This is a genomic window from Pseudooceanicola batsensis HTCC2597 (assembly GCF_000152725.1).
Taxonomy (GTDB): Bacteria; Pseudomonadota; Alphaproteobacteria; order Rhodobacterales; family Rhodobacteraceae; genus Pseudooceanicola; species Pseudooceanicola batsensis.
Genome location: NZ_AAMO01000008.1, coordinates 120,314 through 142,953, shown reverse-complemented (window position 1 = coordinate 142,953; position 22,640 = coordinate 120,314). Strand labels below are relative to the sequence as shown.

Below are 22,640 nucleotides of genomic sequence, written 5' to 3'. Positions count from 1 at the left end.
GTCGGATCAGTCGGCCAGCGCGAATTCGCAGCCACCCTCTTCCATCGGCAGGAAGGCGTCTTCACCCGAGATGGTCGACACCTGCTTCAGCAGGTCCCATTCGCCGGTGGATTCATCCGGCGACTTCACCTCCATCAGGTACATGTCGTGGATCACGCGGCCGTCCTTGCGGATGTAGCCCTTGCCGAAGAGCGGATCGTCCGTCTCCATCTCCTTCATCTTGGCGACGATGGCGGAGGAATCGTTGCTGCCGACGGCCTCGACCGCCTTCAGGTAATGCAGCGTGCCGGCATAGACGCCTGCCTGCACCATCGACGGCGGCGCCCCGATCTCGGCCTGGAAGCGTTCGCTGAATTCGCGGGTCTCGTCGTTCATGTCCCAATAGAACGCCGTCGTCATCTGCAGGCCCTGCGCCGTCTCGGCCCCGAGCGAGTGCACGTTGTTGATGAAGAGCAGCAGACCCGCCAGCTTCTGGCCCGCTTGCACGATGCCGAATTCCGCCGCCTGCTTGATCGAGTTCACGGTGTCCGCGCCGGCATTCGCCAGGCCGATCACCTTGGCCCCCGAGGCCTGGGCCTGGAGCAGGAAGGACGAGAAGTCGGTGCCCGGGAATGGATGCGCGACCGATCCCAGGACCTCGCCGCCGTTGGCTTCGACAACTGCCGTGGTGTCACGTTCCAGAGCATGGCCGAAGGCATAGTCGGCGGTCAGGAAGAACCAGGTGTCGCCGCCCGCATCGGTCACGGCCTTGCCGGTGCCGTTGGCCAGCGACGCGGTGTCGTAGGTCCAGTGGATCGTGGTCGGCTGGCAATTCCCCCGCGTCAGGTCCGAGGTCGCGGCCCCCGAGTTGATGAAGATCTTGTCGAATTCCGCGGTCACGTCCGCCACGGCCAGCGCCGTGGACGAGGTCGGCACGTCGAGGATCACGTCGACGCCGTCCTGGTCGTACCATTGCCGCGCGATGTTCGAGGCGATGTCGGGCTTGTTCTGGTGGTCGGCCGAGATGATCTCGACGTTGATGCCCTTGCTCTCGGCGTCGAAATCCTCGACCGCCATGCGGGCAGCGACCACCGAGCCTTCGCCAGACAGGTCCGCGTAGACGCCGGACTGGTCGTTCAGCACGCCCAGTTTCACGTCCGTGGCGAGGGCCGGGGCCGCTGCAAGCGCCGTGGCCGCCACCGTCATCAGTGCCGTTCTCTTGATCATGTGTCTTCTCCTCCCAGTAGGACGCAGTTCATCCGCGCCGGTTTCCTTTGTCACACACCCAGATAGGCGTGAAGCTTCTCGATATTCGCGTCGAGCGCGTGGTTGGGGATCATGTCCACGACCCGTCCCTGCTCGACCACGTAGTGCCGGTCCGCGACCGAGGCCGCGAAGCGGAAATTCTGCTCGACCAGCACGATGGTGAACCCCTCTTCCTTGAGGGCCGAGATCGTGCGGCCGATCTGCTGCACGATGACCGGGGCGAGGCCCTCGGTCGGTTCGTCGAGCAGCAGGAACTTCGACCCGGTGCGCAGGATGCGGGCGATGGCCAGCATCTGCTGTTCGCCGCCCGACAGCTTGGTCCCCTGGCTGCGGCGACGTTCCTTGAGGTTGGGGAACAGCTCGAAGATACGGTCGGTGGACAGCCCGTCCTCGGCCAGCTTCGGCGGCAGGTGCAGGTTCTCTTCGACCGAGAGCGACGAGAAGATGCCGCGCTCTTCGGGGCAGATCGCGATTCCCATCCGGGCGATGTGGCGCGCCTGCAGCGAAATGGTTTCCCGTCCGCCCAGTTTGACCGACCCGCGCCGCTTGTCGAGCAGGCCCATGATCGCCTTGATCGTCGTGGTCTTGCCGGCGCCGTTGCGGCCCAGCAGGGTCACGACCTCGCCCTGCTTCACGTGGAAATCCACACCATGCAGGACGTGGCTTTCGCCGTACCAGCCCTCCAATCCGCTGACTTCGAGAAGCGCGTCCCGCGTTCCGGTTTCGGTCCGCGTTTCCATGGTCGTCGCGTCAGTCATGACCGGCTCCGATATAGGCGTCGATCACCTCCGGCGATTTCGACACAGTGTCGTAGTCCCCCTCGGCCAGAACCTCGCCGCGGGCCAGCACCGTGATCCGGTCCGAGAGGTTCGCGACGACCGACAGGTTGTGTTCCACCATCAGGATCGTCCGACCTTCACTGATCCGCTTGATCAGGGCCGAGATGCGATCCACGTCCGCCTGCGCCATGCCCGCCATCGGCTCGTCCAGCAGCAGCATGTCCGGCTCAAGTGCCAGCGTCGTCGCGATCTCGAGGGCGCGCTTGCGGCCGTAGGAGAGTTCGGCCGCGCGGTGGTTCAGGAAGTCGCCGAGCCCGACGCTTTCCACATAGCCGCGCGCCTCGTCGTCGTACTGGGCCAGCAGGACCTCCGAGCGCCAGAAATCGTACGAATCGCCGCGCCGGCGCTGCATCGCGATCCGCACGTTTTCCAGCACGGTCAGATCGTCGAACACCGCCGAGATCTGGAACGACCGCACCAGCCCGAGCCGCGCGATGTCCGCGGCGGACAGGGACGTGATGTCGCGCCCGTCATAGGTGATCGTGCCCCGCGTCGGCTGAAGGAACTTGGTCAGCAGGTTGAAACAGGTCGTCTTGCCCGCACCGTTGGGCCCGATCAGCGCATGGATCGTGCCACGTTCGACGGTGAGGTCGACGTTGTTGACCGCCACGAACCCCTTGAACTCTTTCGTCAGGCCGGAGGCCTGCAGCATAGCACTCATGCCGATCGCCAAGGCATGGTTCGTCCGCGCAATTCTGATGTCACGTTTCGACCTCCTCCCAGGGCCAAAAGAAATACTCACGAGTATGTTGGCCGGACGGTAGGCGCCGGCATTTTTGTTGTCAACTCGCGTCGGTCCCTCACAGACTTAACGCACCCGACGCGGTTGTCCAATGGTTCTGAATCGTGCGCCGTCGCGGATCATGCCGACCGATCCCGCGGCGGCCGCGAGGGGGGCGCAATGGACTGGCGTTCCGCGAAGCCGCGGGTGTAGACAGACCGCGCGACCGGTCGTCACGCGCCGACACCCGAATGGCCACCGGTCCGACGCAAAGGCAGATCACGCAAGGGAACGGCGACATGAAGGACTGGAACGCTGAGGCCGAGGCTCTTTACGACGGCGGATTTCGCCGGATGTTCATCGGCGGCCAATGGTGCGAGGCCCGGTCGGGCGAGGTGATCGAGGCGCGCAATCCGGCCGACGGCAGCCTGCTGGCCACGGTGCCGCGCGGAGGCGCCGCCGATGTCGACGCGGCCGTCTCTGCCGCGCGCCGTGCCTTCGAGGGGTCCTGGTCGAAATGGACCCCGTTCGAGCGGCAGGCCCTGCTGCTGCGCATCGCGGAGCGGTTCGAGGCCGAGTGGGAAGATCTCTGCCTCTCCGACACGCTCGACATGGGGATGCCGATACAGCGCACTCTGGCCAACAGCCGCCGGGTGCTGGGGATGCTGCGGTTCTACGCCGGGCAGGCCGTCGCCATCCACGGCGCGACCATTCCCAATTCCTTCCCGGGCGAGATCTATTCGCAGACGGTGCGGGAACCCGTGGGCGTGGTGGGGGCCATCATCCCCTGGAACGCCCCGATCGCCGGATCGGTCTGGAAGATCGCGCCGGCCATCGCCACGGGCTGCACCGTCGTGCTCAAACCCTCCGAGGAGGCGTCGCTCACCGTGCTGATGATCGCCCGCCTGATGCAGGAGGCGGGGCTGCCCGAGGGGGTGCTGAACGTCGTCACGGGCCTTGGCGCCGAGGCGGGCGCGGCGCTGGCGGAACACCCGGACGTGGACAAGATCGTCTTTACGGGCTCGACCGCCACCGGCCAGGCCATCGCCCGCGCCGCGACCGGCACACTCAAGCGGGTTTCACTCGAACTGGGCGGCAAGAGCCCGGTGATCGTCTGCCGCGACGCGGATATCGAAAAGGCGGTCCCGGTCGCCGCGATGGCGGTCTTCGCCAACTCCGGCCAGATTTGCATCGCCGGCTCGCGGCTCTTCGTCGCGCGCGAGATCCATGACGAATTCACCCGGCGGGTGGCCGAATACGCCGCATCGCTCAGGATCGGGCACGGCATCGACACCGGCACGGACATCGGGCCGATCATTTCGGCCCGTCAGGCGGACCGGATCGCCGGCTTCCTCGCCTCCGGCCCCGAAGAGGGCGCGCAGGTGCTGACCGGCGGCGGCCGGGCGACCGGCGCGGGGCTCGAGGGCGGGCATTTCTTCCAGCCGACGGTTCTGGGCGGCGTCACCGACGGGATGAGCGTCGCGCGCGAGGAGATCTTCGGGCCCGTGATCTCGGCCATGCCCTTCGACACGCTCGACGAGGTCGTCGCGCGGGCCAACGCGACGCCCTACGGGCTGGCGGCCGGCGTCTTCTCGACCCACCTGGGCACCGCGCACAAGCTGGCGCACCGGCTCAGGGCCGGCTCGGTCTGGGTGAACATGTACCACGCCATCGACCCGGCGGTTCCCTTCGGCGGCATGAAGATGTCGGGCTACGGCCGCGAAGGCGGGACCGAGCACATGGAAGAATACCTCGACACCAAGGCGATCTGGATCAACGCGGACTGAGACCGGATCGCGCCACGGCACCAGGACAGGAGAGATCATCATGCATGTCGGCATCATCGGCGTCGGCCTCATGGGCCACGGCATCGCGCGCAACGTTCTGTCGCGAGGCGGATTCGGCCTCAGTTTCCTGGACCACCCGGGCAATCAGCCGACCGACGAGATCCGCGACCTGGGCGGCACGCCCTGCGCCACCCCGGCCGAGGTCGCGGCGGTGTCGGACGTCGTGATCCTCTGCGTCACCGGCTCGCCCCAGGTCGAGGCCATCGTCGCAGGCGAAGGCGGGCTGGCCACGGCGCTCCGGGCCGGCGCGGTAGTGGTGGACTGTTCCACCTCCCTGCCCGAGACGACCCTGCGCATGGCCGATGCGGTGCGTGCGGCGGGCGGCGACTATATCGACGCGCCGATGACGCGCACCGCGAAACATGCGCATGAGGGCACGCTCAACCTGCTCGCGGGCGGCGCGGCCGAGGTGCTCGACAGGGTCCGGCCCGTGCTGGCCTCCTTCACCGAACGGGTGGACCACGTCGGCGCGCTCGGCCACGGGCACCGGCTCAAGCTGCTGCACAACTATGTCTCGGTCGGGTTCATGACCCTTCTCGCCGAAGCCGCGGCGCAGGCCGCCGACGCGGACGTCGATCCGCAGGTCTTCGTCGACGTGCTGGCCGGTGGCGGCGGCGCCAGCGCGGCGCTGGACCGGCTGGCGCCCTACATCACCCAGGGCGACCGCGAGGGGCTGCCCTTCTTCGTGTCGAACGCGCAGAAGGACATCGGCTATTACCGGGTGATGTCCGAGGCCGCCGGCGCCCGAACGACCATCGCCGACGGCGTCCATGCAGCGCTGGCACAGCCGGTCGAGGCCGGGCGCGGCGATGCCTATGTTCCGGAACTGGTCAGCCTGTTCCGGCGCGATCCCGAAGGCTGACCGCCGCGCCCGTGATGCCGCGCGGACAGGTCCGGTCGGGGTTGTCTAAGGAAAGACGCTTGTGTAGCAAATTACGGCATTCATTGGGAGGAAATCCATGACGTTCGTTATCCGTGGGCTGGCATCGGCCGGCTTCCTTGTGGCACTCGGCCTGCCGGCGCTCGCGCAGACCGAAGTCAAGATCGGTTATGCTCTCGCGCCCGACAGCCATTACGGCGTCGCCGCGGCGAAACTGGAAGAGGTCGTGACGGCCGAAACCGGCGACGATTTCGAATTCAACCACTTCCCCTCCTCCGGCCTCGGCGGTGAGCGCGAGGTGATCGAGGGCCTTCAGCTCGGCACCATCGAGGCGACCATCGTCTCCTCCGGCACGCTGGCGAACTTCGTGCCCGACACCGGCGTCTTCGACATCCCCTTCCTGTTCCGCGATCTCGGACACGCCCGCGCCGTGCTGGACGGGGAGATCGGGCAGGAAATCCTGGCCAAGTTCGACGATGTCGGCCTGCACGGTCTGGCCTGGGGCGAACAGGGCTTCCGCCACATCACCAACAACCGCAATGCGATCCACACGCCTGCCGATGTCGAGGGCCTCAAGATCCGCACGATGGAGAACCCGGTCCACCTGGCCGCCTTCAACGCCATGGGCGCGGCGCCGACGCCGATGGCCTGGCCCGAGGTCATCTCGTCCCTCCAGCAGGGCGTGATCGACGGTCAGGAAAACCCGCTGTCGGTGATCGTCTCGGTGAAGCTGGACGAGGTGCAGGAATACCTGACCCTCTCGGGCCACGTCTATTCGCCCGCGATGCTGCTGGTGTCGAAACCGTTTTGGGAAGGTTTGACGGACGAGCAGAAGGCCGCCTTCGAAAAGGGCGCGACCGAGGCCGTCGCCGCGATGCGCGCCTATGTCGACGACGTGGAAACCACCGGCGTCGAGACGCTGAAAGAGCGCGGCATGAAGGTCAACGAACTGTCGGCCGATGAAAAGTCCGAGTTCCAGAGCTCGATCACCTCGGCCTACGAAGAGTACTACAAGACCTACAACAAGGCCCTTGTGGACTCGATCGTGAACTTCGAGTGAAGGCGACCCGCCGGCGCCCCCGCGGCGCCGGCGCTCGTTCCGGGGGCGCCGCGTGAAACGGCTGGAAAACCTGTTCGTCGCGCTGAACGGCTGGGCATTGATCCTGATGCTGTCGGCGATGGCGCTCATCGTCGGATACAACATCTCGCTGCGCTACCTGACCTCGCATTCGTTGCCATGGGCGGACGAGGCGGCGCGCTATCTGATGATCTGGCTGACGTTCTCGGGCGCCGGTCTCATCCTGCGGGTCGGCGGCCACGTCGCCATCACCAACCTGCAGGATGTCCTGCCGCGCACCGGCCACCGTCTGCTGCGGGCGGCGATTGTCGTGATCCTGCTGATCTTCTTCGGGTTCATGGTGCATGTCGGCTGGCAGTACGCCCAGCGGATGCAGTATCAGGTCACGCCCGCCCTGCGGCTGCCCTTTCTCTACGTCTATGCCGCCATGCCCGTGGGCTTCACGCTGCTCATCCTGCACCTGCTGCTGATCGCGCGCCCCTTCATCCTGGCAGGGACATACAAGCCCCTCGGGACCGCCGATACCGACGACAACACTCTCCCCGGCGGCGCCGATGGCTGAGATCCTCTTTCCCGCGCTGTTCCTGCTGCTGGCGCTCGGCATTCCGGTGGCGTTCGCCATGGCCATTTCGGTCTTCGCAGCGATCAGCCTCGCCTCGAGCTACCCGCACCTCGTCGTGGTCAAGGAGATGTTCTCGGGTCTCGACAGCTTTCCGCTGCTGGCCGTGCCGTTCTTCATCCTCGCCTCCGAGATCATGACCGGCGGCGCCGTGACGCTGGCGATCCTGCGGCTGGCGCAGTCCTTCGTCGGGCACATGCGCGGCGGGCTGGGTCATGCCAACGTGATCAGCTCGGCCATGTTCGCCGGCATCTCGGGCAGCGCGCTGGCCGATGCGGCGGGCCCCGGCACCATGATGATCCGGATGATGGAGAAGGGCGGCTACGACCGCCCCTATGCCGGCGCGCTAACCATCGCCAGCGCCGTCGTGGGCCCGATCATCCCGCCCTCGATCACCATGATCATCTACGCCATGCAGGATCAGGAGGTCTCGGTCGGCTCGCTCTTCATGGCCGGCGTCCTGCCGGGGCTGCTGATCACGGCGATGGTCCTGATCGCCAACGCCCGGATCAGCCGCCGGCGCAACTATGCCTCGGGCGCGCCGATGCCGCCCCTGGCCGAGATCGCGCGCATCGCGCTCTATGCCCTGCCGGCGCTGTTCCTCGTCATCCTGATCGTCGGCGGCATCCGTTTCGGAATCTTCACCCCGACCGAAGCCTCGGTCATCGCCGTGTTCTACGCTCTGTTCGTCGGCATGTTCGTCTATCGCTCGCTCCGGCTGGCCGATCTGCCGGGGATCGTGCTGCGCGCGGCTCTGACCTCCGGCGCCGTGCTGCTGATCCTCGGCGCGGCCCGCGCCTTCGCCTGGGTGCTGATCATCGAAAGCGTTCCGCAGTTCCTGGCCGAGACGATCATCGCCTGGGAGCTTTCGCCGATCGTCTTCCTGCTCACGGTCAACGTGCTCCTGCTGGGGTTCGGGCTCTTCATGGATCCGCTGCCGGGGGTGATGATCCTCGTGCCGATCCTCGCGCCCATCAGTTTTGCGCTCGGGATCGACCCGAACCACTTCGCCGTCATTGTGATCGTCAACCTCACGCTGGGACTGACCACGCCGCCGGTCGGCAGCCTGATATTCGTCGTCTCCTCGACCGTCTCCCTGAAACCCTCGACCCTGGTCCGCGAGATGCCGCCCTTCTTCCTCGCGCTCGGGGCGGCGCTGCTTCTGATCACCTTCGTGCCGGCGCTGTCGACCTGGCTGCCGCGCATCAGCGGATTCTGAGGAACCCCTGCCGGACCCGCAACCGCATCCGCATTCGCGCCGGTGCGAGCGGTTGTCGGGGCCTCGGGGGAACAGAGTTCGGCCGAAGTGCATTGAGATCGAGTAGGTGAAAGTCTATGCATCACCGGGATCCCGAAGTGAGCCGATGCTGAAATTATTCTGGTCAGACTACATCCAGCCGCTGCTGAGACGGCCGTCACGCTATCAGGTGGCGGCCCTGTGCTACAGGTGGGATCACGACGAACTGCAGGTGCTGCTGATCACCTCGCTCGATACGCGGCGCTGGATCCTGCCCAAGGGCTGGCCCAAGACCGGCTTCAATGCCAAGGGTGTCGCGCTCGAGGAAGCCTGGGAAGAGGCCGGCGTCAAGCCGCGCGGGGACGAGCCCCGGCATGTCGGGCGCTACCGTTATGACAAGCGCCTTCGCGGCGGCATTCCGGTGCCGACGGACGTGGATGTCTACGCCATCGATACGATGAGCCTCTATGACGACTATCCCGAGGCCGGCCGGCGCGACCGTCGCTGGATGCCGCCGCAAGAGGCGGCCGAGGCGGTGGACGAGCCCGAACTGAAAGATCTTCTTGCCGGGATCGACGCCGTGCTGACCGGCGCCTCCCGATAGGATGCCTCCAGGAAGAGCAGACCCATGAGCGACCCGGACAGCTCCTACAGCTGGCAGACCCTCGACCGTGACCTCAACCGCCTGTCGCGGCTGGAAACGGCGACCATGTATGCCGCGCGCCCGCTCATCGGGGTGGGTCTGTCGCTGCTTTTCGTGGCCGTGGCCGCGCTTGCCGCCGGGCTGATCGTCGGTCAGACGCCGGGCTCGATCTTCGTCATCGTCGCGGCGGCCTTCGGCGCCTACATGGCGCTGAACATCGGCGCCAACGACGTGGCCAACAACATGGGTCCGGCGGTCGGGGCGCGCGCCCTCTCGATGGCGGGCGCCATCGCCATCGCGGCGGTCTGCGAGAGCGCCGGCGCGCTTCTGGCCGGGGGCGACGTGGTGAACACGATCTCGAAGGGGATCGTCGCGCCCGAAAGCCTCGCCGACGGGCGCGTCTTCGTCACGGCGATGATGGCCGCGCTTCTCTCGGCTGCGCTCTGGGTCAACCTGGCCACCTATATCGGCGCCCCGGTCTCGACCACGCATTCCGTGGTGGGCGGCGTCATGGGCGCCGGGATCGCGGCGGCGGGGCTCGGTGCGGTCAGCTGGCCCACCATGGGCGCTATCGCGGCCAGCTGGGTGATCTCCCCCGCGCTCGGCGGGATCTTCGCGGCCGCCGTGCTGGCCTTCATCAAGTGGAAGGTCATCTATGTCGAGGACAAGATCGCAGCGGCGCGACGCTGGGTCCCGGTCCTGATCGGCCTGATGGTCGCCGCCTTCGCGAGCTACCTGGCGCTCAAGGGGCTGAAGCGGGTGATGTCCATCGACCTCGGCACGGCGCTGATCATCGGCGGTGCGGCGGGTGTGCTCTGCGCCGTCGCCGCCGCACCGCTGATCCGGCGGCAGTCGCGCGGGCTCGAGAACCGGAACCGCTCGCTCAAGATCCTCTTCCGGCTCCCTCTCGTGATTTCCGCCGCGCTTCTGTCCTTTGCACACGGCGCCAATGACGTCGCGAATGCGGTCGGCCCCCTCGCCGCCATCGTCTATGCGCAGGAGACCGGCGGGGCCGCGGCCGAGGTGGCCATCCCGGTCTGGGTGATGCTCATCGGGGCCCTGGGCATCTCGGTCGGCCTGATGCTCTTCGGCCCGAAACTGATCCACATGGTCGGCGGACAGATCACCAAGCTGAACCCGATGCGCGCCTATTGCGTGGCGCTGTCGGCCGCGGTCACGGTCATCGCCGCGTCGTGGCTGGGCCTGCCGGTCAGTTCGACGCATATCGCGGTCGGCGCGGTGTTCGGTGTCGGTTTTTTCCGCGAATGGCACGCCGAACGACGCGCCCGGCTGGCCCATGAGAACCGACCGCCCGCCCAGCAGATCCCGAGAGAGGAACGCCGGCGCCGCAAGCTGGTGCGCCGGTCCCATTTCCTCACCATCGTCGCGGCCTGGTTGGTGACGGTGCCGGCGGCGGCGGTGCTCTCGGGTCTGTGCTACTGGGTGTTGTCGCTGATCTCCTGACGTCAGGCGGCGCCAGGCCGGGCCGGTGCCGCGATGTCAGGTCATCAGCCGTGCGCCGTTACGGCGATATTCGTCCCGCAGCAGGTCGATGAGCCAGGCTTCGAGGTCGCGCTGCTCATCCGGAAGGGGCAGCCGGCTGGCGATGGCCCGCCGCAGCGCGGCTTCGGCCAGCCGGTCCGCCGCCTCGGTTTCGTGCATCAGGCGCCGCGCCTCGAGCCGGAGGGGCGGCAGAGCGGCGGCGACATCGGTCTGCGGCGCGGGGCGTACCGCCTCACGACGGGCGCGTAGGTGATGCAGAAGGCGCTGGCCGCTCGTCGGTTTGCTGAACAATTCGACATTGCCGAACCGGCCCGGAATCGCGCCGCCGTTGTAGGCGCTGTAGAACAGGAACGGCGTTTCGCTGTTGAGCAGGCAGTCGGCGACGGGAAAGGCCATCTCGTCCCGGATCCGCACGTCGAGTATCGCCGCGTCCACATCCCCGACATGTTGCATCGCATCGTGAATATCGGCGAAGGGACCGACGACAGTGGCGTTCAGACGCCGCAAATCGCTGGCAAGAGTCGATGCGATCAGGAAATCGTCCTCGACAACCAGCACGCGCAGGGCGCCCTTATCCATTTCGGCTCGGAGCATGGGCTTTAGGATAGCACAGGCTCTTTTCCGGGCAAGCCGCGAGCCGGCAGTTATCGGCAATGCCCCGCGCGTTTCAACCGCGTTGTGCAGATACTCGCGCCTGCAACTGCCGCGCGAGCGCCAGAAGACCTTCCGGCACCTTCTCGCGCCGAATCGCGTTCAGCTGCGCCTTCAACTCGGCCTCGGCGCGCCGCGCGCGGCGCTCTCGCTCGTCGTTATCGGTCATCGGCATTGCACCGCTGGTTCAATATACCCGGGTTACGTGGCCCGGCGCGGAGTGGATCACCCTCCCGACCCTCAATACCAGCCGGATGGCTCCGGTCGGCGCCCGCCGGTCGCCCGGCCGGTTACGGGCTCCGTTCACCCTCGGAACAGGGTCCGCCTGCAAATGTTCCGAGGCCATGGGCGGCAAGGGCGGGATGAATACGCGCGGAGGCGCGAGCCTGGGGTTCGGCAGGGTTTCGCTGAGCATCGGCAGCGCCGCAGAGAAGGATCAGGTTCCGGATGACTGCCCCGACCTGCGGCGGGACGGGTCGTCCCGCAACCGGGCGATGACATCCAGAAGATGCTCGGGCCCCACGGGCTTGGCCAAGAGCGGCACGTCATCGAACTGGTCCGGAATGTCGGCCCCCTCCAGCCCGGTCACGAAAGCGAAGGGAATCTCCTGTTCCTTCAGCTCGGTGGCCACGGGAATGCTGGTGTGATGATCCAGCCGGACGTCGAGCAGGGCAAGGTCGGGCGGCGCGGCCGAAATCTCGGCCAGCGCGGTATCGCTGTCGCGAAAGGGGCCAGCCACCTGATGCCCGGCATTGCGCAGGACCGCGGCATGGTCCTGGGCGATCAGCCATTCGTCCTCGACCAGCAGGACAAGAGCCATGTCATTCCTCCTTCGTGGCTGGTGTGTTCGTCAAGGGTACATGCAGGCGCAGGGTCAGACCAGCGGGTGCGAACTTACGTTCGACGCGGCCCCCCAGTTGATAGCCGATCTGCCCTTCGATCAGGCTGAGGCCGAACCCCCCCTCGCGCGGGGGGGCGACTTTGGGGCCGCCGCTCTCGGTCCAGTCCAGCACCAGCGTGTCCGCCTCGATACGCCAGGTGATCGCGACCCGACCCTCGGCATCGGACAGCGCGCCGTATTTCAGCGCATTTGTCATCAGCTCGTGCAGCACGATGCCGAGGGCGAGGCTGCGCATCGGGTCGAGCATCACCGCCTCGCCGTCGATGTCGAATCGCTCGGGCCCGTGCGCCTGCACTTCCTGGGCGACGATGTCCTTCAACCCCACCGAAACCCAGTTGCGTTTCGACAGGATCCCGTAGGACCGGCCGAGCGCGTAGAGCCGCCCGAGAAGCACCTCGTAGTAGCCTTCGAACGTGTCGCTGGACTGGCGCGTGCGGGTGGCGACGCTGACCACCACGCCGAGGATGTTCTTCACCCGGTGGTTGAGTTCCGAGATCAGCACCTCCTGCCGCGCCTCCGCCTCGGCCAGGCCGGTTACGTCGAGGAAGGTCACGACCACGCCGCGGATGCTGTCGTCACCGTAACGGTAGGGAAACAGCCGGGCGACATGGTGCCGGCCGTCGGCATCGCGCGACAGCTGATGCTCGACCTGCTTCCCGGTCTCGAGCACCTGCGCGAGGTGGCTGGAGAATTCGGGATAGTCGAGGCGGCTGGCCAGATCCGTCAGGGGCCGCCCCACATCGGCCGCACGAAGATTGAAGAAGGTCGAGGCCGTCGGTGTGTAGTTGCGGATCGTGAGGTCATGGTCGAGGAAGACGGTCGCCACGCGGGAGCTGTCGAAGAGGTTCTGAAGATCGGCGTTGGCACGGTCGAGCCCCTCGATCTTGTCCGAAAGCTCGGCATTGATGGTGGCCAGTTCCTCGTTCAGGGACTGCATCTCCTCCTGGCTGGCCTCAAGCTCTTCGTTGGTGGACTGCGCCTCTTCGTTGACCGCGTGCAGTTCCTCGTTGGTGGCCTTGAGTTCCTCGAGCGCAGTCTCGTATTCCTCGGTCGAGGTCTGGAGCCGGTCGCGCGTTGTGCGAAGCTCCGCCTCGAGATGCGCGGTCAGCGCGGGGGCGTCGCTGCCGTCGCTTTCGGGCGGCTCGGGCGCCGGGGTGAAGAGGACGAGGAACTGCGGGCTGTCGCCGCCAATGGTCAGCGGCTCGGCGGTGATCGACACGGGACGGGGCGGGCCGTCCTCGTCCTCCTCGGCCATCACCAGGCCGGTGCGGTGCGCCGGGCGGCCGGTCAGCTGCGTCTCGGCCAGGGTCGCCGAGATGTCGGCGCGCAGACCGCGGCGGGCGATGGACATCAGGTTGCGGCTCGGCAGGCCGGCGGGCGCTTCGAGAAATCGGCCGGTGCGTGCCGAGAAATGCAGCACCTCGCCATCGCCGTCTACGACGACGTGCGGTGGCGCGTAGCGTTCCAGCACCCGCGCCTCGACCGCGTGGCGCAGCGGCGGAGAGGACCCGGCGCGGGACGTCGGGCCGAGGCCGTCGAAATCTCCGGCAGAGGGCATGGCGCGGCGGCGCCCCTCGCGGGCACGGAACAGGCGCTGGCGCTTGTCCACCGTCTCGAACAGGTGGTCGTGCCTGCCGATCCCCTCGGCCGTTCCGAGGAACAGGAACCCCCCGGGCCGCAGGGCGTAATGCAGGGCGGGCAGCACCTTGCGCTGCGTTTCGGGGCCGAAATAGATCAGCAGGTTGCGGCAGGACACCAGGTCCATCCGCGAAAAGGGCGGGTCGCGCAGCAGCGAGTGGGGCGAGAAGACGCAGGCCTCGCGCAGCTCCTTGCGCACCTGCCAGCCTTCGCCGTCGCGGTGGAAAAAGCGCGCGCGTCGTTCTTCGCTCACGCCGCTCATCAGTGCATGGGGATAGCGCCCCGCGCGGGCGACCGAGAGGGCCGCTTCGTTGATATCGGTGGCGAAGATCCGGAACCGGGGTGGTTCGGCGAGGTCGTCCGCGGCCTCGCGCAGGAGCATGGCGATGGAATACACCTCCTCGCCCGTGGCGCAGCCGGGGATCCAGACGCGGACCTCGCGGCGGGGTTCGGCCGCGACGAGCTCCGACAGCGCCCGGCTGCTCAGCGTGCGGAAGGCCTCGGGATCCCGGAAGAAGGCGGTGACGCCGATCAGCAGGTCGCGAAACAGGGCCGCCGGTTCGCCGGAGGAGGCGCGCATCCGCGCGACGTAATCCTCGGCCGAGTCCGACTGAACGATCTGCATCCGCCGCCGGATGCGGCGCAGGAAGGTGGCGGGCTTGTACCCCGAGAAGTCATGCCCGGAGTGACGTTCGAGAATGGCCGCGATCTCGGGAAGCCGGTCGCCGAGGTCGTCCGGTTGCCCCGCGCTCTCGAGCTGGCCCAGCTTGCCGAAATCTGCAACCAGCGCGGCGAGGCGCGGCGCCATTTCCTCGGCGGGAAGGGACAGATCCACGATGCCGGCCGAACGGGCGCTTTCCGGCATCTCGTCGACGGCGGGCGCCGAGCCGTCCGCCACCTGCGCCAGGGTCAGCCCCCCGGCGCTCTTGATGGCCTTCAGCCCCAGCGTGCCGTCGCCGTCCCGGCCCGACAGGATCACGCCGACGGCGTATTCGCCAAGCGATTCTGCCATCGAGCCGAGGAGAATGTCGATCGGCCGCCGCTCGGGTCTGTCCGGGGTCTGCGGGGTCAGCCGCAGGCGGCCGTCGGCGACCGTGGCGATCGCGTCCGGCGGCAGCACGTGAACGTGATCCGGTTGCAGCCTGTCGCCATCCGAGATGGCGGTGACGGGGATTTTGCTGTCGCGGGCCAGCAATTCGGGCAGCGACGAGGTTCGCCCTGAGGCGAGGTGGGTGACGACCACGAAGCAGAGGCCCGCATTCTCGGGCACCGTCGACAGGAACTGTGTCAACGCCTCGAGCCCGCCGGCCGATGCGCCGATGCCGACCACCGGGAAGGTGCGCGCTGCGGCCATGGGTCCTCCGTTGCTGCGGCCGACAACCTGTGCGGCCGTCCAATGTTCCAGCACCGTCGCGCCGGAAAGGTTCAGTTCTCGGGCGGGTCCTGCCGCAGCCGTCGTTGCAGGTCCAGCGCGAGGTTATGCAGCCGCTCCGGCACCTTTTCCTGCCGGATCGCGTTCAGCTGCGCGCCGAGGTCGCGGTCGAGCGGATGTTCGGTGCCGGGGTCGTCTTTTCGGTCATCGGGCGGTTCGGACCATTCGGTGAAAGGGGAAGCCTAACGGGATGCGGCCCGGGATCAAAGCCCCCCTTTTGCTACAGCCTTCCCTGATGACAAACGACGGCCCTCGGGGTTCCCGTAAAGGCGCGCTGCTCTGAATTCCACCGCAAGGAGCGACGGCTCCGTTTGCAGCCCGAAGAGACCCAGGTGGCGAGGCCGACAATTATTGCCAGCCACCAGAGCGCGTTCAGCGGGAACCCATGGCCCGCCTTCGGTTCGCGCGCCGGCAGGCCTGCCGCTGCGGTCGCACGCGCGAATCCGCCGCGCGGAGGTTCCCAAGCCCGCACAGTCGGCGGCGCAGAAGAGGTTCACCGTGGTGACGCGGGCGATGCCCGGGGCGGACAGCCGCGCCCGGGTCGCTATCGCCACCGGGTCACGACAGCCCCCCCAGCACCCGGTCGGGCGTGGCGGGAAGGTCACGGACACGGACGCCGCAAGCGTTGTGGATGGCGTTGATTACGGCGGCGCCGGAGCCGCAGATGCCCAGTTCGCCGATCCCCTTCGCATGGAGCGGTCCGGCCCAGGGATCGCTCTCCTCGAGCAGCGCGATGTCCATCTCGGGGATGTCGGCATGAACCGGGAGGTGGTATTCGGCCAGATCGCGGTTCACCACATGACCGTCGCGGCGGTCGTGGAGCAGCGCCTCGGTGAGGGCCATTCCGGTGCCCCAGATCATCCCGCCCTGCGCCTGGCTGCGGGCGGTGCGGGGGTTCAGGATGCGACCGGCGGCGAAGCTGCCGACCATCCGGCGCAGGCGCGTCTCGCCGGTCACGTCGCTGACCGCCACCTCGGCGAAGCAGGCGCCGAAGGTGGCCTGTCGGACCTTGTCCTCGGCCTTGCCCGGCTCGACCTCGCCATGGCCGGTCAGCGTCTCGCCGTTCAGCAGTTCGGCCAGCGGGCGGGAGCGGTTGCCGCACTGCACCGTTCCCTCGCGCAGGGTCAACTCGCCGGGCTCGCAGTCCATCCGTCCGGCCAACGCCGTGCGAATCTCGGCGCAGGCGAGCCAGACGGCGGTGCCGGTGGAGGCCGCGCCGAAAGAGCCGCCGCTGCCCGAGCCGGGTGGAAAATCGGTATCGCCCAGCCGGACTTCGACCCCCTCCGCTGTCAGGCCGAGCGCCTCGGCCGCGATCTGTCCGAGAATCGAGTAGCTGCCGGTGCCGATATCGGTCATGTCGGTTTCCACGATCGCGCCGTCGGCCGTCAGGCGCACCCGTGCCTCGGCGGGCATCATCATGTTGACGCGGAAGCAGGCGGCCATGCCGCTGCCGATCCACCATTCCCCCTCGCGCCGCTGGCGGGCGGCGCGGGGGCGGTCGGCCCAGCCGAAGCGGGCGGCGCCGTCATGCAGCGTCTCGGCGAGCATGTGGGACGAGAAGGGGACGTCGCTCTCCGGGTCCTTCTCGGGGATATTGGCCAGCCGGAGTTCCACGGGGTCGATGCCGACCTCGTCGGCCAGTTCGTCCATGGCGATCTCGAAGGCGGTGATCCCGACCGCCTCGCCGGGGGCGCGGACCGACCCGGCGGCGGGCCGGTGGATCCGGGCGGTGCGCTGGACCAGCAGGCGGTTCCGGGCGGCATAGGCAAAGTGGGTGCCCTGGAGCACCGGTTCGGAAAAATCCTCTTCCGGCAGGTTCGAGACCAGCGCCTCGTGTCCGATGGCGTCCAGCCTGCCTTCCGCGTCGGCACCGAGCCGGATCCGCTGGGTGGTTTCCGAGCGGCGGGTGTTCACCTCGAACACGCTCCGGCGGTGTTGCACGACGCGGACGGGGCGGCCGAGTTCGCGCGCGGCGAGCGCTGCCGCCACGGCTTCGGCGGATATCCCCAGTTTCGAGCCGAATCCGCCGCCGACAAATGGCGACAGAAGCCGCACGTTCTCGGTGTCGATCCCGAGGCAATCGGCGATCTCGGCCCGGTTGTAGCGCAACATCTGGAGCGAGGCGCGCACGGTCAGGCGCGCGCCGTCCCATTCCGCGAGTGCCGCATGCGGCTCCATCGCGGCGGAGTGCATGGAGGGCGTCGTGTAGGTGCGGTCGATTTCGTGGCGGGCCTCCCGTAGTGCCGCCTCCAGATCGCCCTGCGCCGTCTCGTCAGTGTCGTCCTCGGCGATTTCGACCTTTTCGGGGTCGATCTCGTTCGATGCGCCCTCGCAGGTGACCGTGAGCGTGCGGGCGGCATGGGCGGCGGCTTCGAAACTCTCGGCCACCACCAGCGCCACTGGCTGCCCGACATAGGCGGCCGTCTCGACCCCTTGCACCGGCGCTTCGCCCGCAGCGCCTTGCGCGGCGTTGCGGATCATGCGGGCGTCGCTGAGCACCATGAGAACGCCCGGCATCGCCTCGACCTCGGCGCGGTTGGCAAGCTCCACGCGACCCATGCCGGGCGCCCGGACGAGGGCGCCATGCACCAGGCCCTCGGGCCGGATCTCGGCCGCGTAGGTGGCGCGGCCGGTCACTTTCTGCCGCGCGTCGCGCCGTTCGGTATCGCGGCCCAGCACGTTCTGCGTCACCTCGCCGGTGTCGCGGTCGTCTACCTTCAGTTGCACGCTCATGCCACGGCCCTCCACAATACGTCCTTGAGCACCCGCTGCACCAGCGGCACCTTGAAGGCGGTGCCGTCCTGCACATCGGCGCCCTGCACCAGCACCTCGCCGGCCTTGTCGAACAGGCTGTCCGAGGGGGTCTCGCCGGTCAGCATCGCGTCCACCTCGATATCCCGCCACGGCTCGGTGCCGATCCCGCCGAAGGCCACGGCCGCATGGGCGATCTTTCCGCCCTCCATCCGCAGCACGGCGGCGACCGACACCAGCGCGAAGGCATAGGAGGCGCGATCACGCACCTTGCGATAGATCTGCCGGTCGCCCTTCGGGGCGGGCAGGCGGACGGAGGTGATCAGGTCGCCGGGTTCCAACCGCGTCTCGATATGCGGCGTGTCCCGGGGCAGGCGGTAGAAATGGTCGAGGTCCATGCTCCGCATCCCGCCCTCGGGATCGCGCACCTCGATCTCGGCGTCGAGCGCCCGCATCGCCACCGCCATGTCGCTGGGATGCAACGCGATGCAATGTTCGGACGTGCCGAGGATCGCGTGATTGCGCACCTCGCCGCCCAGGGCAGCGCAGCCGGCGCCGGGCGTGCGCTTGTTGCAGGCGCTGTCGCGGTCCTGGAAATAGGGACAGCGGGTGCGCTGGAGCAGGTTTCCGGCGGTCGTCGCGCGGTTGCGCAACTGTCCGGAGGCCCCGGCCAGCAGCGCCCGCGACAGCACCGGGTAGCGCCGCCGGACGCGGGGATCGGCGGCAAGATCGGCGTTGCGCACCGTGGCGCCGATGTTCAGGCCATCGCCCTCGTCCTCGATCCGGTCGAGGCCGAGGCGGGTCACGTCAACGACGTGGGCCGGGGCCATGACCTCGAGTTTCATGAGGTCGATCAGGTTGGTGCCGCCGCCGATGAAGGTGGCCCCTTCGGTGAAGCCCGCGGCACAAGCGCCCTCCAGATCGTCGGGTCGGGTGAAATCGAAAGGTCTCATGCCGCCTCGCTGTCCGAGGTCCGCGCCTCGCTTGCCGTGCGGATGGCCTTGACGATGCCGGGATAGCAGCCGCAACGGCAGAGGTTGCCGCTCATCCGTTCCGTCAGTTCGTCGCGGGTCAATTCCAGCGGGGCGTCCAGGTCCTCGGTGACATGGCTGGGCCAGCCCTCGCGCGCCTCGCTCAGCATGCCGACGGCCGAGCAGACCTGCCCGGGCGTGCAATAGCCGCACTGCATCCCATCGTAGTCGATCATCGCCTGTTGCAGGGTGGCGGCGGTGTCGGGGCTGGTCTGGGCGATGCCTTCGATCGTGGTGATCTCCTCGCCCTCATGCATCGCGGCGAGGCTGAGGCAGGCGTTCACCCGCCGTCCCTCGACGAGGACGGTGCAGGCGCCGCATTGTCCGTGATCACACCCCTTCTTCGACCCGGTAAGGCCGAGATGGTCGCGCAAGGCGTCCAGCAGCGTGACCCGTGGGTCGAGCTCCATGTCCTGGCGGGTGCCGTTCACCGTGAAGGATATCTGCATCGAAATGGCTCCTGTGGATCGAGAAAGGCCCCGCCTGGGTCGCGTGCCGGCGGGGCCGGAATTGTCAGCTGGTACGTGCGCCGCCAGGCCGCGAGAGACCCCCGAGCGCCACTTCGGCCGTGCCGCCGTCGTGGCACACCGCCCGGGCGCCGAGCGAGGCGACGTCGACGGTGCGCCCCTGCCGGACCTGCAGTTCGGCTATGTCGCGGGCCGCCGTCCCGGCGTCGTCGGCATCGGTGCAATAGCGGGCGTCGGCGGTCCTCGCGTCGCGCAGCGGACAGCCGGGGCGGTGTCGCCGGCCGATGCCCCCGAGGGCGATGCCACGGTCGGCCAGCACCCCGGCCAGGCGATCGTCTCTGCCGCCAGGACGAAAGCCGTACCCGGCACGGTCCACCAGCGGGGAGGCGTTGCGGGCCGTCCGATCCGGCGACAGCGTGACCGGATCGCGGGACGTGATCTCGGAGATCTGCAAGGCGTGGCCTCCTTTGTGCTGCGTCCTCCGGAGAACCGCGGGCAGGCAGGTTTGTTCCGCCCGTTCGGTTCGCAGAGGGTCGTAGCCGGCCGCGTGATAAAAAAGGCGGCGGACGACCCGGCGTGTCGTCAAGGCGCCGCACGAGGGGAGGGCCGGTGGCCGCCGTGCGGGACGGTGGACCCCATGAGGATCGGCGCGGCGCTTCTCGGGGCAGGACGCCGCTCAATCCGAGGCGTGGCCCGGCTTGTCCTTGCGCGAGGTTTCGGCGAAGTCTTCCAGCTGGCTTTGGGACATGCTGTCGTACATATCCTTGGCCGCGCCTTGCAGGTCGCTCACCTTCGTCTCGCCGCGCTTGGCGGACAGGGCGGCCCCGGCCGCCTTCTGCTGGGCTTTCGATTTCGCGGGCATCTCGGTCTCCGAAGCGTTGCGCCCCGGGCGACATGCCCGGGATGCAGCGGGAACCGGCAAGCGGCGGAGATGTTCCCGCGCCGCCGGCCCGGCAGGCCCGGATCGGGCGCCAGAGGTCACTCCTCGGGCAGGGCCCAGGCAATGACCTCGTCCCCCACGGGCGTCTCCATGAAGTGGTGCCCCATGGCGGTGACCATGACGTATTGCCGGCCGTCCACCTCGTAGGTGATCGGATTCGCCTGACCCCCGGCGGGCAGGACGGTGGACCACAAGGTCTCGCCCGTTTCGATGTCAATGGCGCGGAACAGGTTGTCCGTCGCGGCGGCGATGAACACGAGGCCGCTGGCGGTCACGACCGAGCCACCGTTGTTCGGGGTGCCGATGTCGAAGGGCAGCATCGAGGGGATGCCGAAGGGCCCGTTGCGCCGCGCGGTGCCGAGCGGACGGTCCCACAGGGTCTCCCCGGTCTCCAGGTCGATGGCCCGGATCCCGCCGTAGGGCGGTGCCGAGCAGGGCATGTCGGTCAGCGAGGATCGCCAGCCCGCGTTGACCGAGATGCCGTAGGGCGCACCCTCTTGCGGGTCGGCGGCGCCTTCGGCGTTGGTGCCGGAATCTCCCCCCGACTCCTGCTTGTGGATCGGCTGCGACGTCACCTCGTCGCGCGGCACCAGCCGGTTGTAGTTGGGAATGTCGTTGTAGTTCGCGATGATGATGCCGCGTTCGGTATCCACCGCGACCGAGCCCCAGTCCGACCCGCCGTTGTAGCCGGGATACTGGATCCAGGGCCGTTCGGAAGAGGGCGGGGTGAAGAAGCCCTGGTAATTTGCGCGGTGGAACTGGATCCGGCACCAGAGCTGGTCGATCGGAGTGAAGCCCCAGGCGTCCTTCGGCTCCAGCGGCGGTTTGCGAAGCGTGTGCCACTCCGAGATCGGCTGCGTGGTCGAGATGTAATCGGGCTCGATATCGCCCGTCGGCAGGTCGGTCAGCTCCCCGACCGGGGTCAGGGGCTCTCCGGTCTCGCGGTCGAGAATATAGATGTCGCCCTGTTTCGACGGCAGCAGGATCGCCGGGGTGCCCTGCCAGTCGAGCAGCGTGGCCTGGCTGCCCAGGTCGTAGTCCCAGACATCGCGCCGGACGGTCTGGAAATGCCAGACCTCCTCGCCCGTGGTGGCGTCGAGCGCGACCAGCGATGTCGCGAATTCGTTCTCGGCCTCGGAGCGGTTGGATCCGTAGTAGTCGACCGAGGAATTGCCGAGCGGCAGATAGACGTGGCCCAGTTCCTCGTCGGCGGTGGCCGCGGTCCACATGTTCGGCGTGCCGCGGGTATAGACCTCGCCCTCGGGCGGGCCGTCGCGGTTCGCCTCGGGCGCGGCGAGATCCCAGGCCCAGGCCAGTTCGCCGGTGATGGCGTCGTAGCCCCGGACCACGCCCGAGGGCGCATCCTCGGCCTGGCCGTCCTTGACCTGCGCGCCAGTCACCACGACGCCACGCACGACGGCGGGCGGTGCGGTCACCGCATACCAGCCCGGCACGCGCGCGCCGATGTCCTGCCACAGATCCACGGTTCCGTTCTCGCCGAAATCCTCGCAGGGGGCGCCGGTGGCCACATCGACGGCGACCAGCTTGGCGTCCAGCGTGCCCTGGATGACACGGGTAGCGCAGGGGGCGTCATCGGCCATGTCGGGCGCGGTGTAGATCGCCACGCCCCGGCAGCTTGCGCCATAGGGGATCGCGTCGTTGGGCACCCCGGGATCGAAGCGCCAGTTCTCTTCGCCGGTGGCGGCATCGACCGAGATCAGGATGTTCATTGCCGAGCACATGAGCAGGTCGTCGCCCACCTTGAGCGGGGTCGTTTCGGGCGAATACTTGCCCTCGGCGGTGCCTTCGGGAAGGTCGCCGGTGTGATAGGTGAAGACCTCTTCGAGCTGACTGACATTCTCGGGGGTGATCTGGTCGAGCGGCGAATAGCGGGTGGCCTGCGCGTCGCCGCCGTAGAAGGGCCAGTCCACCCCGACCTGCCTCTGTTCGGCCGCGACCCGGGTCTGGGACGGTTCGACCACCGAGGCGACCGGTTCGCTGTCGGCGGTGTCGGCCGGCTCTGCCGTCGCAGCCTCGCCCGCGTCGGATTGCGGCGCGGCGGTCGTTTCCGGGTCGGCCCCAGCTGGCGCCTCGTCCTGCTGCTGTGGCGGCGCGTCGCTGTCGGGTGTGGTCTCCTGCGCGAGAAGCGGGAGGGGGGCGGCGAGGGTGGCTGTCAGGGCGAGGCGGAACAGGATGGGCGACATGTTTTCCTCCGGT

20 protein-coding genes are annotated in these 22,640 nt (G+C 68.1%); 7 read left to right on the top strand and 13 right to left on the bottom strand.

Features of this window, described 5'->3' with window-relative positions; genetic code table 11:
- Positions 1–6 precede the first annotated feature (6 nt).
- From OB2597_RS01975 to OB2597_RS01965, 3 genes are read right to left on the bottom strand one after another with little or no spacing between them, the layout of a single operon-like run.
- Positions 7–1,206 carry an ABC transporter substrate-binding protein gene (locus tag OB2597_RS01975; protein WP_009803832.1) on the bottom strand — a complete coding sequence of 400 codons (1,200 nt, stop codon included), beginning with the start codon at positions 1,204–1,206 and terminating at the stop codon, positions 7–9.
- Between the two features lie 50 nt (positions 1,207–1,256).
- Positions 1,257–2,003, bottom strand: a complete 747-nt coding sequence (locus tag OB2597_RS01970; protein WP_238529694.1) for an ABC transporter ATP-binding protein — start codon at positions 2,001–2,003, stop codon at positions 1,257–1,259.
- On the bottom strand, positions 1,996–2,745 hold the full coding sequence (locus OB2597_RS01965; RefSeq protein ID WP_040608929.1) for an ABC transporter ATP-binding protein: 750 nt from the start codon (positions 2,743–2,745) through the stop codon (positions 1,996–1,998). The genes OB2597_RS01970 and OB2597_RS01965 overlap by 8 nt, the downstream gene beginning before the upstream one ends.
- A gap of 359 nt (positions 2,746–3,104) precedes the next feature.
- Here OB2597_RS01965 and OB2597_RS01960 point away from each other — a divergent pair, with 359 nt between their 5' ends.
- The 7 genes from OB2597_RS01960 to OB2597_RS01930 all read left to right on the top strand — a co-directional run bounded on the left by OB2597_RS01960 (position 3,105) and on the right by OB2597_RS01930 (position 10,573).
- Positions 3,105–4,592, top strand: a complete 1,488-nt coding sequence (locus tag OB2597_RS01960; RefSeq protein ID WP_040608927.1) for an aldehyde dehydrogenase family protein — start codon at positions 3,105–3,107, stop codon at positions 4,590–4,592.
- A 40-nt stretch (positions 4,593–4,632) separates the two neighbouring features.
- The gene (locus OB2597_RS01955; protein WP_009803828.1) at positions 4,633–5,514 is read left to right on the top strand and encodes an NAD(P)-dependent oxidoreductase; all 882 of its coding nucleotides are present in this window, start codon (positions 4,633–4,635) and stop codon (positions 5,512–5,514) included.
- 97 nt (positions 5,515–5,611) lie between these two features.
- Positions 5,612–6,592: a TRAP transporter substrate-binding protein gene (locus tag OB2597_RS01950; RefSeq protein WP_009803827.1), complete on the top strand. Its 981-nt coding sequence runs from the start codon at positions 5,612–5,614 to the stop codon at positions 6,590–6,592.
- A 52-nt stretch (positions 6,593–6,644) separates the two neighbouring features.
- Positions 6,645–7,172: a TRAP transporter small permease gene (locus tag OB2597_RS01945; RefSeq protein WP_009803826.1), complete on the top strand. Its 528-nt coding sequence runs from the start codon at positions 6,645–6,647 to the stop codon at positions 7,170–7,172.
- Positions 7,165–8,448 (top strand): TRAP transporter large permease, encoded by a 1,284-nt coding sequence (locus OB2597_RS01940; RefSeq protein ID WP_009803825.1) that lies wholly within the window; start codon positions 7,165–7,167, stop codon positions 8,446–8,448. Before OB2597_RS01945 ends, OB2597_RS01940 begins: the two co-directional genes overlap by 8 nt.
- Before the next feature lie 145 nt (positions 8,449–8,593).
- The gene (locus tag OB2597_RS01935) at positions 8,594–9,070 is read left to right on the top strand and encodes an NUDIX hydrolase (RefSeq protein WP_009803824.1); all 477 of its coding nucleotides are present in this window, start codon (positions 8,594–8,596) and stop codon (positions 9,068–9,070) included.
- A gap of 24 nt (positions 9,071–9,094) precedes the next feature.
- The gene (locus OB2597_RS01930) at positions 9,095–10,573 is read left to right on the top strand and encodes an inorganic phosphate transporter (protein ID WP_009803823.1); all 1,479 of its coding nucleotides are present in this window, start codon (positions 9,095–9,097) and stop codon (positions 10,571–10,573) included.
- A 36-nt stretch (positions 10,574–10,609) separates the two neighbouring features.
- Here OB2597_RS01930 and OB2597_RS01925 read toward each other — a convergent pair whose 3' ends face one another.
- The 10 genes from OB2597_RS01925 to OB2597_RS01885 all read right to left on the bottom strand — a co-directional run bounded on the left by OB2597_RS01925 (position 10,610) and on the right by OB2597_RS01885 (position 22,627).
- On the bottom strand, positions 10,610–11,191 hold the full coding sequence (locus OB2597_RS01925; RefSeq protein ID WP_009803822.1) for a response regulator: 582 nt from the start codon (positions 11,189–11,191) through the stop codon (positions 10,610–10,612).
- An 88-nt stretch (positions 11,192–11,279) separates the two neighbouring features.
- Positions 11,280–11,432, bottom strand: coding sequence for a hypothetical protein (locus OB2597_RS22030; protein WP_154653345.1), 153 nt, complete (start codon positions 11,430–11,432; stop codon positions 11,280–11,282).
- Between the two features lie 267 nt (positions 11,433–11,699).
- Positions 11,700–12,083: a response regulator gene (locus OB2597_RS01920; RefSeq protein ID WP_009803820.1), complete on the bottom strand. Its 384-nt coding sequence runs from the start codon at positions 12,081–12,083 to the stop codon at positions 11,700–11,702.
- 1 nt (position 12,084) lies between these two features.
- On the bottom strand, positions 12,085–15,156 hold the full coding sequence (locus tag OB2597_RS01915; protein ID WP_009803819.1) for a CheR family methyltransferase: 3,072 nt from the start codon (positions 15,154–15,156) through the stop codon (positions 12,085–12,087).
- A 636-nt stretch (positions 15,157–15,792) separates the two neighbouring features.
- Entirely contained in the window at positions 15,793–17,967 is a 2,175-nt protein-coding gene (locus OB2597_RS01910; protein WP_040608925.1) for a xanthine dehydrogenase family protein molybdopterin-binding subunit, read from the bottom strand.
- Positions 17,964–18,938, bottom strand: a complete 975-nt coding sequence (locus OB2597_RS01905; RefSeq protein WP_009803816.1) for an FAD binding domain-containing protein — start codon at positions 18,936–18,938, stop codon at positions 17,964–17,966. Before OB2597_RS01905 ends, OB2597_RS01910 begins: the two co-directional genes overlap by 4 nt.
- Entirely contained in the window at positions 18,935–19,465 is a 531-nt protein-coding gene (locus tag OB2597_RS01900) for a 2Fe-2S iron-sulfur cluster-binding protein (protein WP_009803815.1), read from the bottom strand. The genes OB2597_RS01905 and OB2597_RS01900 overlap by 4 nt, the downstream gene beginning before the upstream one ends.
- Before the next feature lie 64 nt (positions 19,466–19,529).
- Positions 19,530–19,937, bottom strand: a complete 408-nt coding sequence (locus tag OB2597_RS01895) for a CBS domain-containing protein (RefSeq protein WP_009803814.1) — start codon at positions 19,935–19,937, stop codon at positions 19,530–19,532.
- Between the two features lie 222 nt (positions 19,938–20,159).
- On the bottom strand, positions 20,160–20,345 hold the full coding sequence (locus OB2597_RS01890; protein ID WP_009803813.1) for a DUF3008 family protein: 186 nt from the start codon (positions 20,343–20,345) through the stop codon (positions 20,160–20,162).
- Positions 20,346–20,461: 116 nt separating this feature from the next.
- Positions 20,462–22,627, bottom strand: coding sequence for an outer membrane protein assembly factor BamB family protein (locus tag OB2597_RS01885; RefSeq protein WP_009803812.1), 2,166 nt, complete (start codon positions 22,625–22,627; stop codon positions 20,462–20,464).
- Positions 22,628–22,640 lie beyond the last annotated feature (13 nt).

Bases quoted from the DNA above. Each gene is read 5' to 3' on its own strand.
- OB2597_RS01975 (WP_009803832.1), bottom strand. From the start codon at position 1,206: ATGATCAAGAGAACGGCACTGATGACGGTGGCGGCCACGGCGCTTGCA.
- OB2597_RS01970 (WP_238529694.1), bottom strand. From the start codon at position 2,003: ATGACTGACGCGACGACCATGGAAACGCGGACCGAAACCGGAACGCGG.
- OB2597_RS01965 (WP_040608929.1), bottom strand. From the start codon at position 2,745: ATGAGTGCTATGCTGCAGGCCTCCGGCCTGACGAAAGAGTTCAAGGGG.
- OB2597_RS01960 (WP_040608927.1), top strand. From the start codon at position 3,105: ATGAAGGACTGGAACGCTGAGGCCGAGGCTCTTTACGACGGCGGATTT.
- OB2597_RS01955 (WP_009803828.1), top strand. From the start codon at position 4,633: ATGCATGTCGGCATCATCGGCGTCGGCCTCATGGGCCACGGCATCGCG.
- OB2597_RS01950 (WP_009803827.1), top strand. From the start codon at position 5,612: ATGACGTTCGTTATCCGTGGGCTGGCATCGGCCGGCTTCCTTGTGGCA.
- OB2597_RS01940 (WP_009803825.1), top strand. From the start codon at position 7,165: ATGGCTGAGATCCTCTTTCCCGCGCTGTTCCTGCTGCTGGCGCTCGGC.
- OB2597_RS01935 (WP_009803824.1), top strand. From the start codon at position 8,594: ATGCTGAAATTATTCTGGTCAGACTACATCCAGCCGCTGCTGAGACGG.
- OB2597_RS01930 (WP_009803823.1), top strand. From the start codon at position 9,095: ATGAGCGACCCGGACAGCTCCTACAGCTGGCAGACCCTCGACCGTGAC.
- OB2597_RS01925 (WP_009803822.1), bottom strand. From the start codon at position 11,191: ATGGATAAGGGCGCCCTGCGCGTGCTGGTTGTCGAGGACGATTTCCTG.
- OB2597_RS22030 (WP_154653345.1), bottom strand. From the start codon at position 11,432: ATGACCGATAACGACGAGCGAGAGCGCCGCGCGCGGCGCGCCGAGGCC.
- OB2597_RS01920 (WP_009803820.1), bottom strand. From the start codon at position 12,083: ATGGCTCTTGTCCTGCTGGTCGAGGACGAATGGCTGATCGCCCAGGAC.
- OB2597_RS01915 (WP_009803819.1), bottom strand. From the start codon at position 15,156: ATGGCCGCAGCGCGCACCTTCCCGGTGGTCGGCATCGGCGCATCGGCC.
- OB2597_RS01910 (WP_040608925.1), bottom strand. From the start codon at position 17,967: ATGAGCGTGCAACTGAAGGTAGACGACCGCGACACCGGCGAGGTGACG.
- OB2597_RS01905 (WP_009803816.1), bottom strand. From the start codon at position 18,938: ATGAGACCTTTCGATTTCACCCGACCCGACGATCTGGAGGGCGCTTGT.
- OB2597_RS01900 (WP_009803815.1), bottom strand. From the start codon at position 19,465: ATGCAGATATCCTTCACGGTGAACGGCACCCGCCAGGACATGGAGCTC.
- OB2597_RS01890 (WP_009803813.1), bottom strand. From the start codon at position 20,345: ATGCCCGCGAAATCGAAAGCCCAGCAGAAGGCGGCCGGGGCCGCCCTG.
- OB2597_RS01885 (WP_009803812.1), bottom strand. From the start codon at position 22,627: ATGTCGCCCATCCTGTTCCGCCTCGCCCTGACAGCCACCCTCGCCGCC.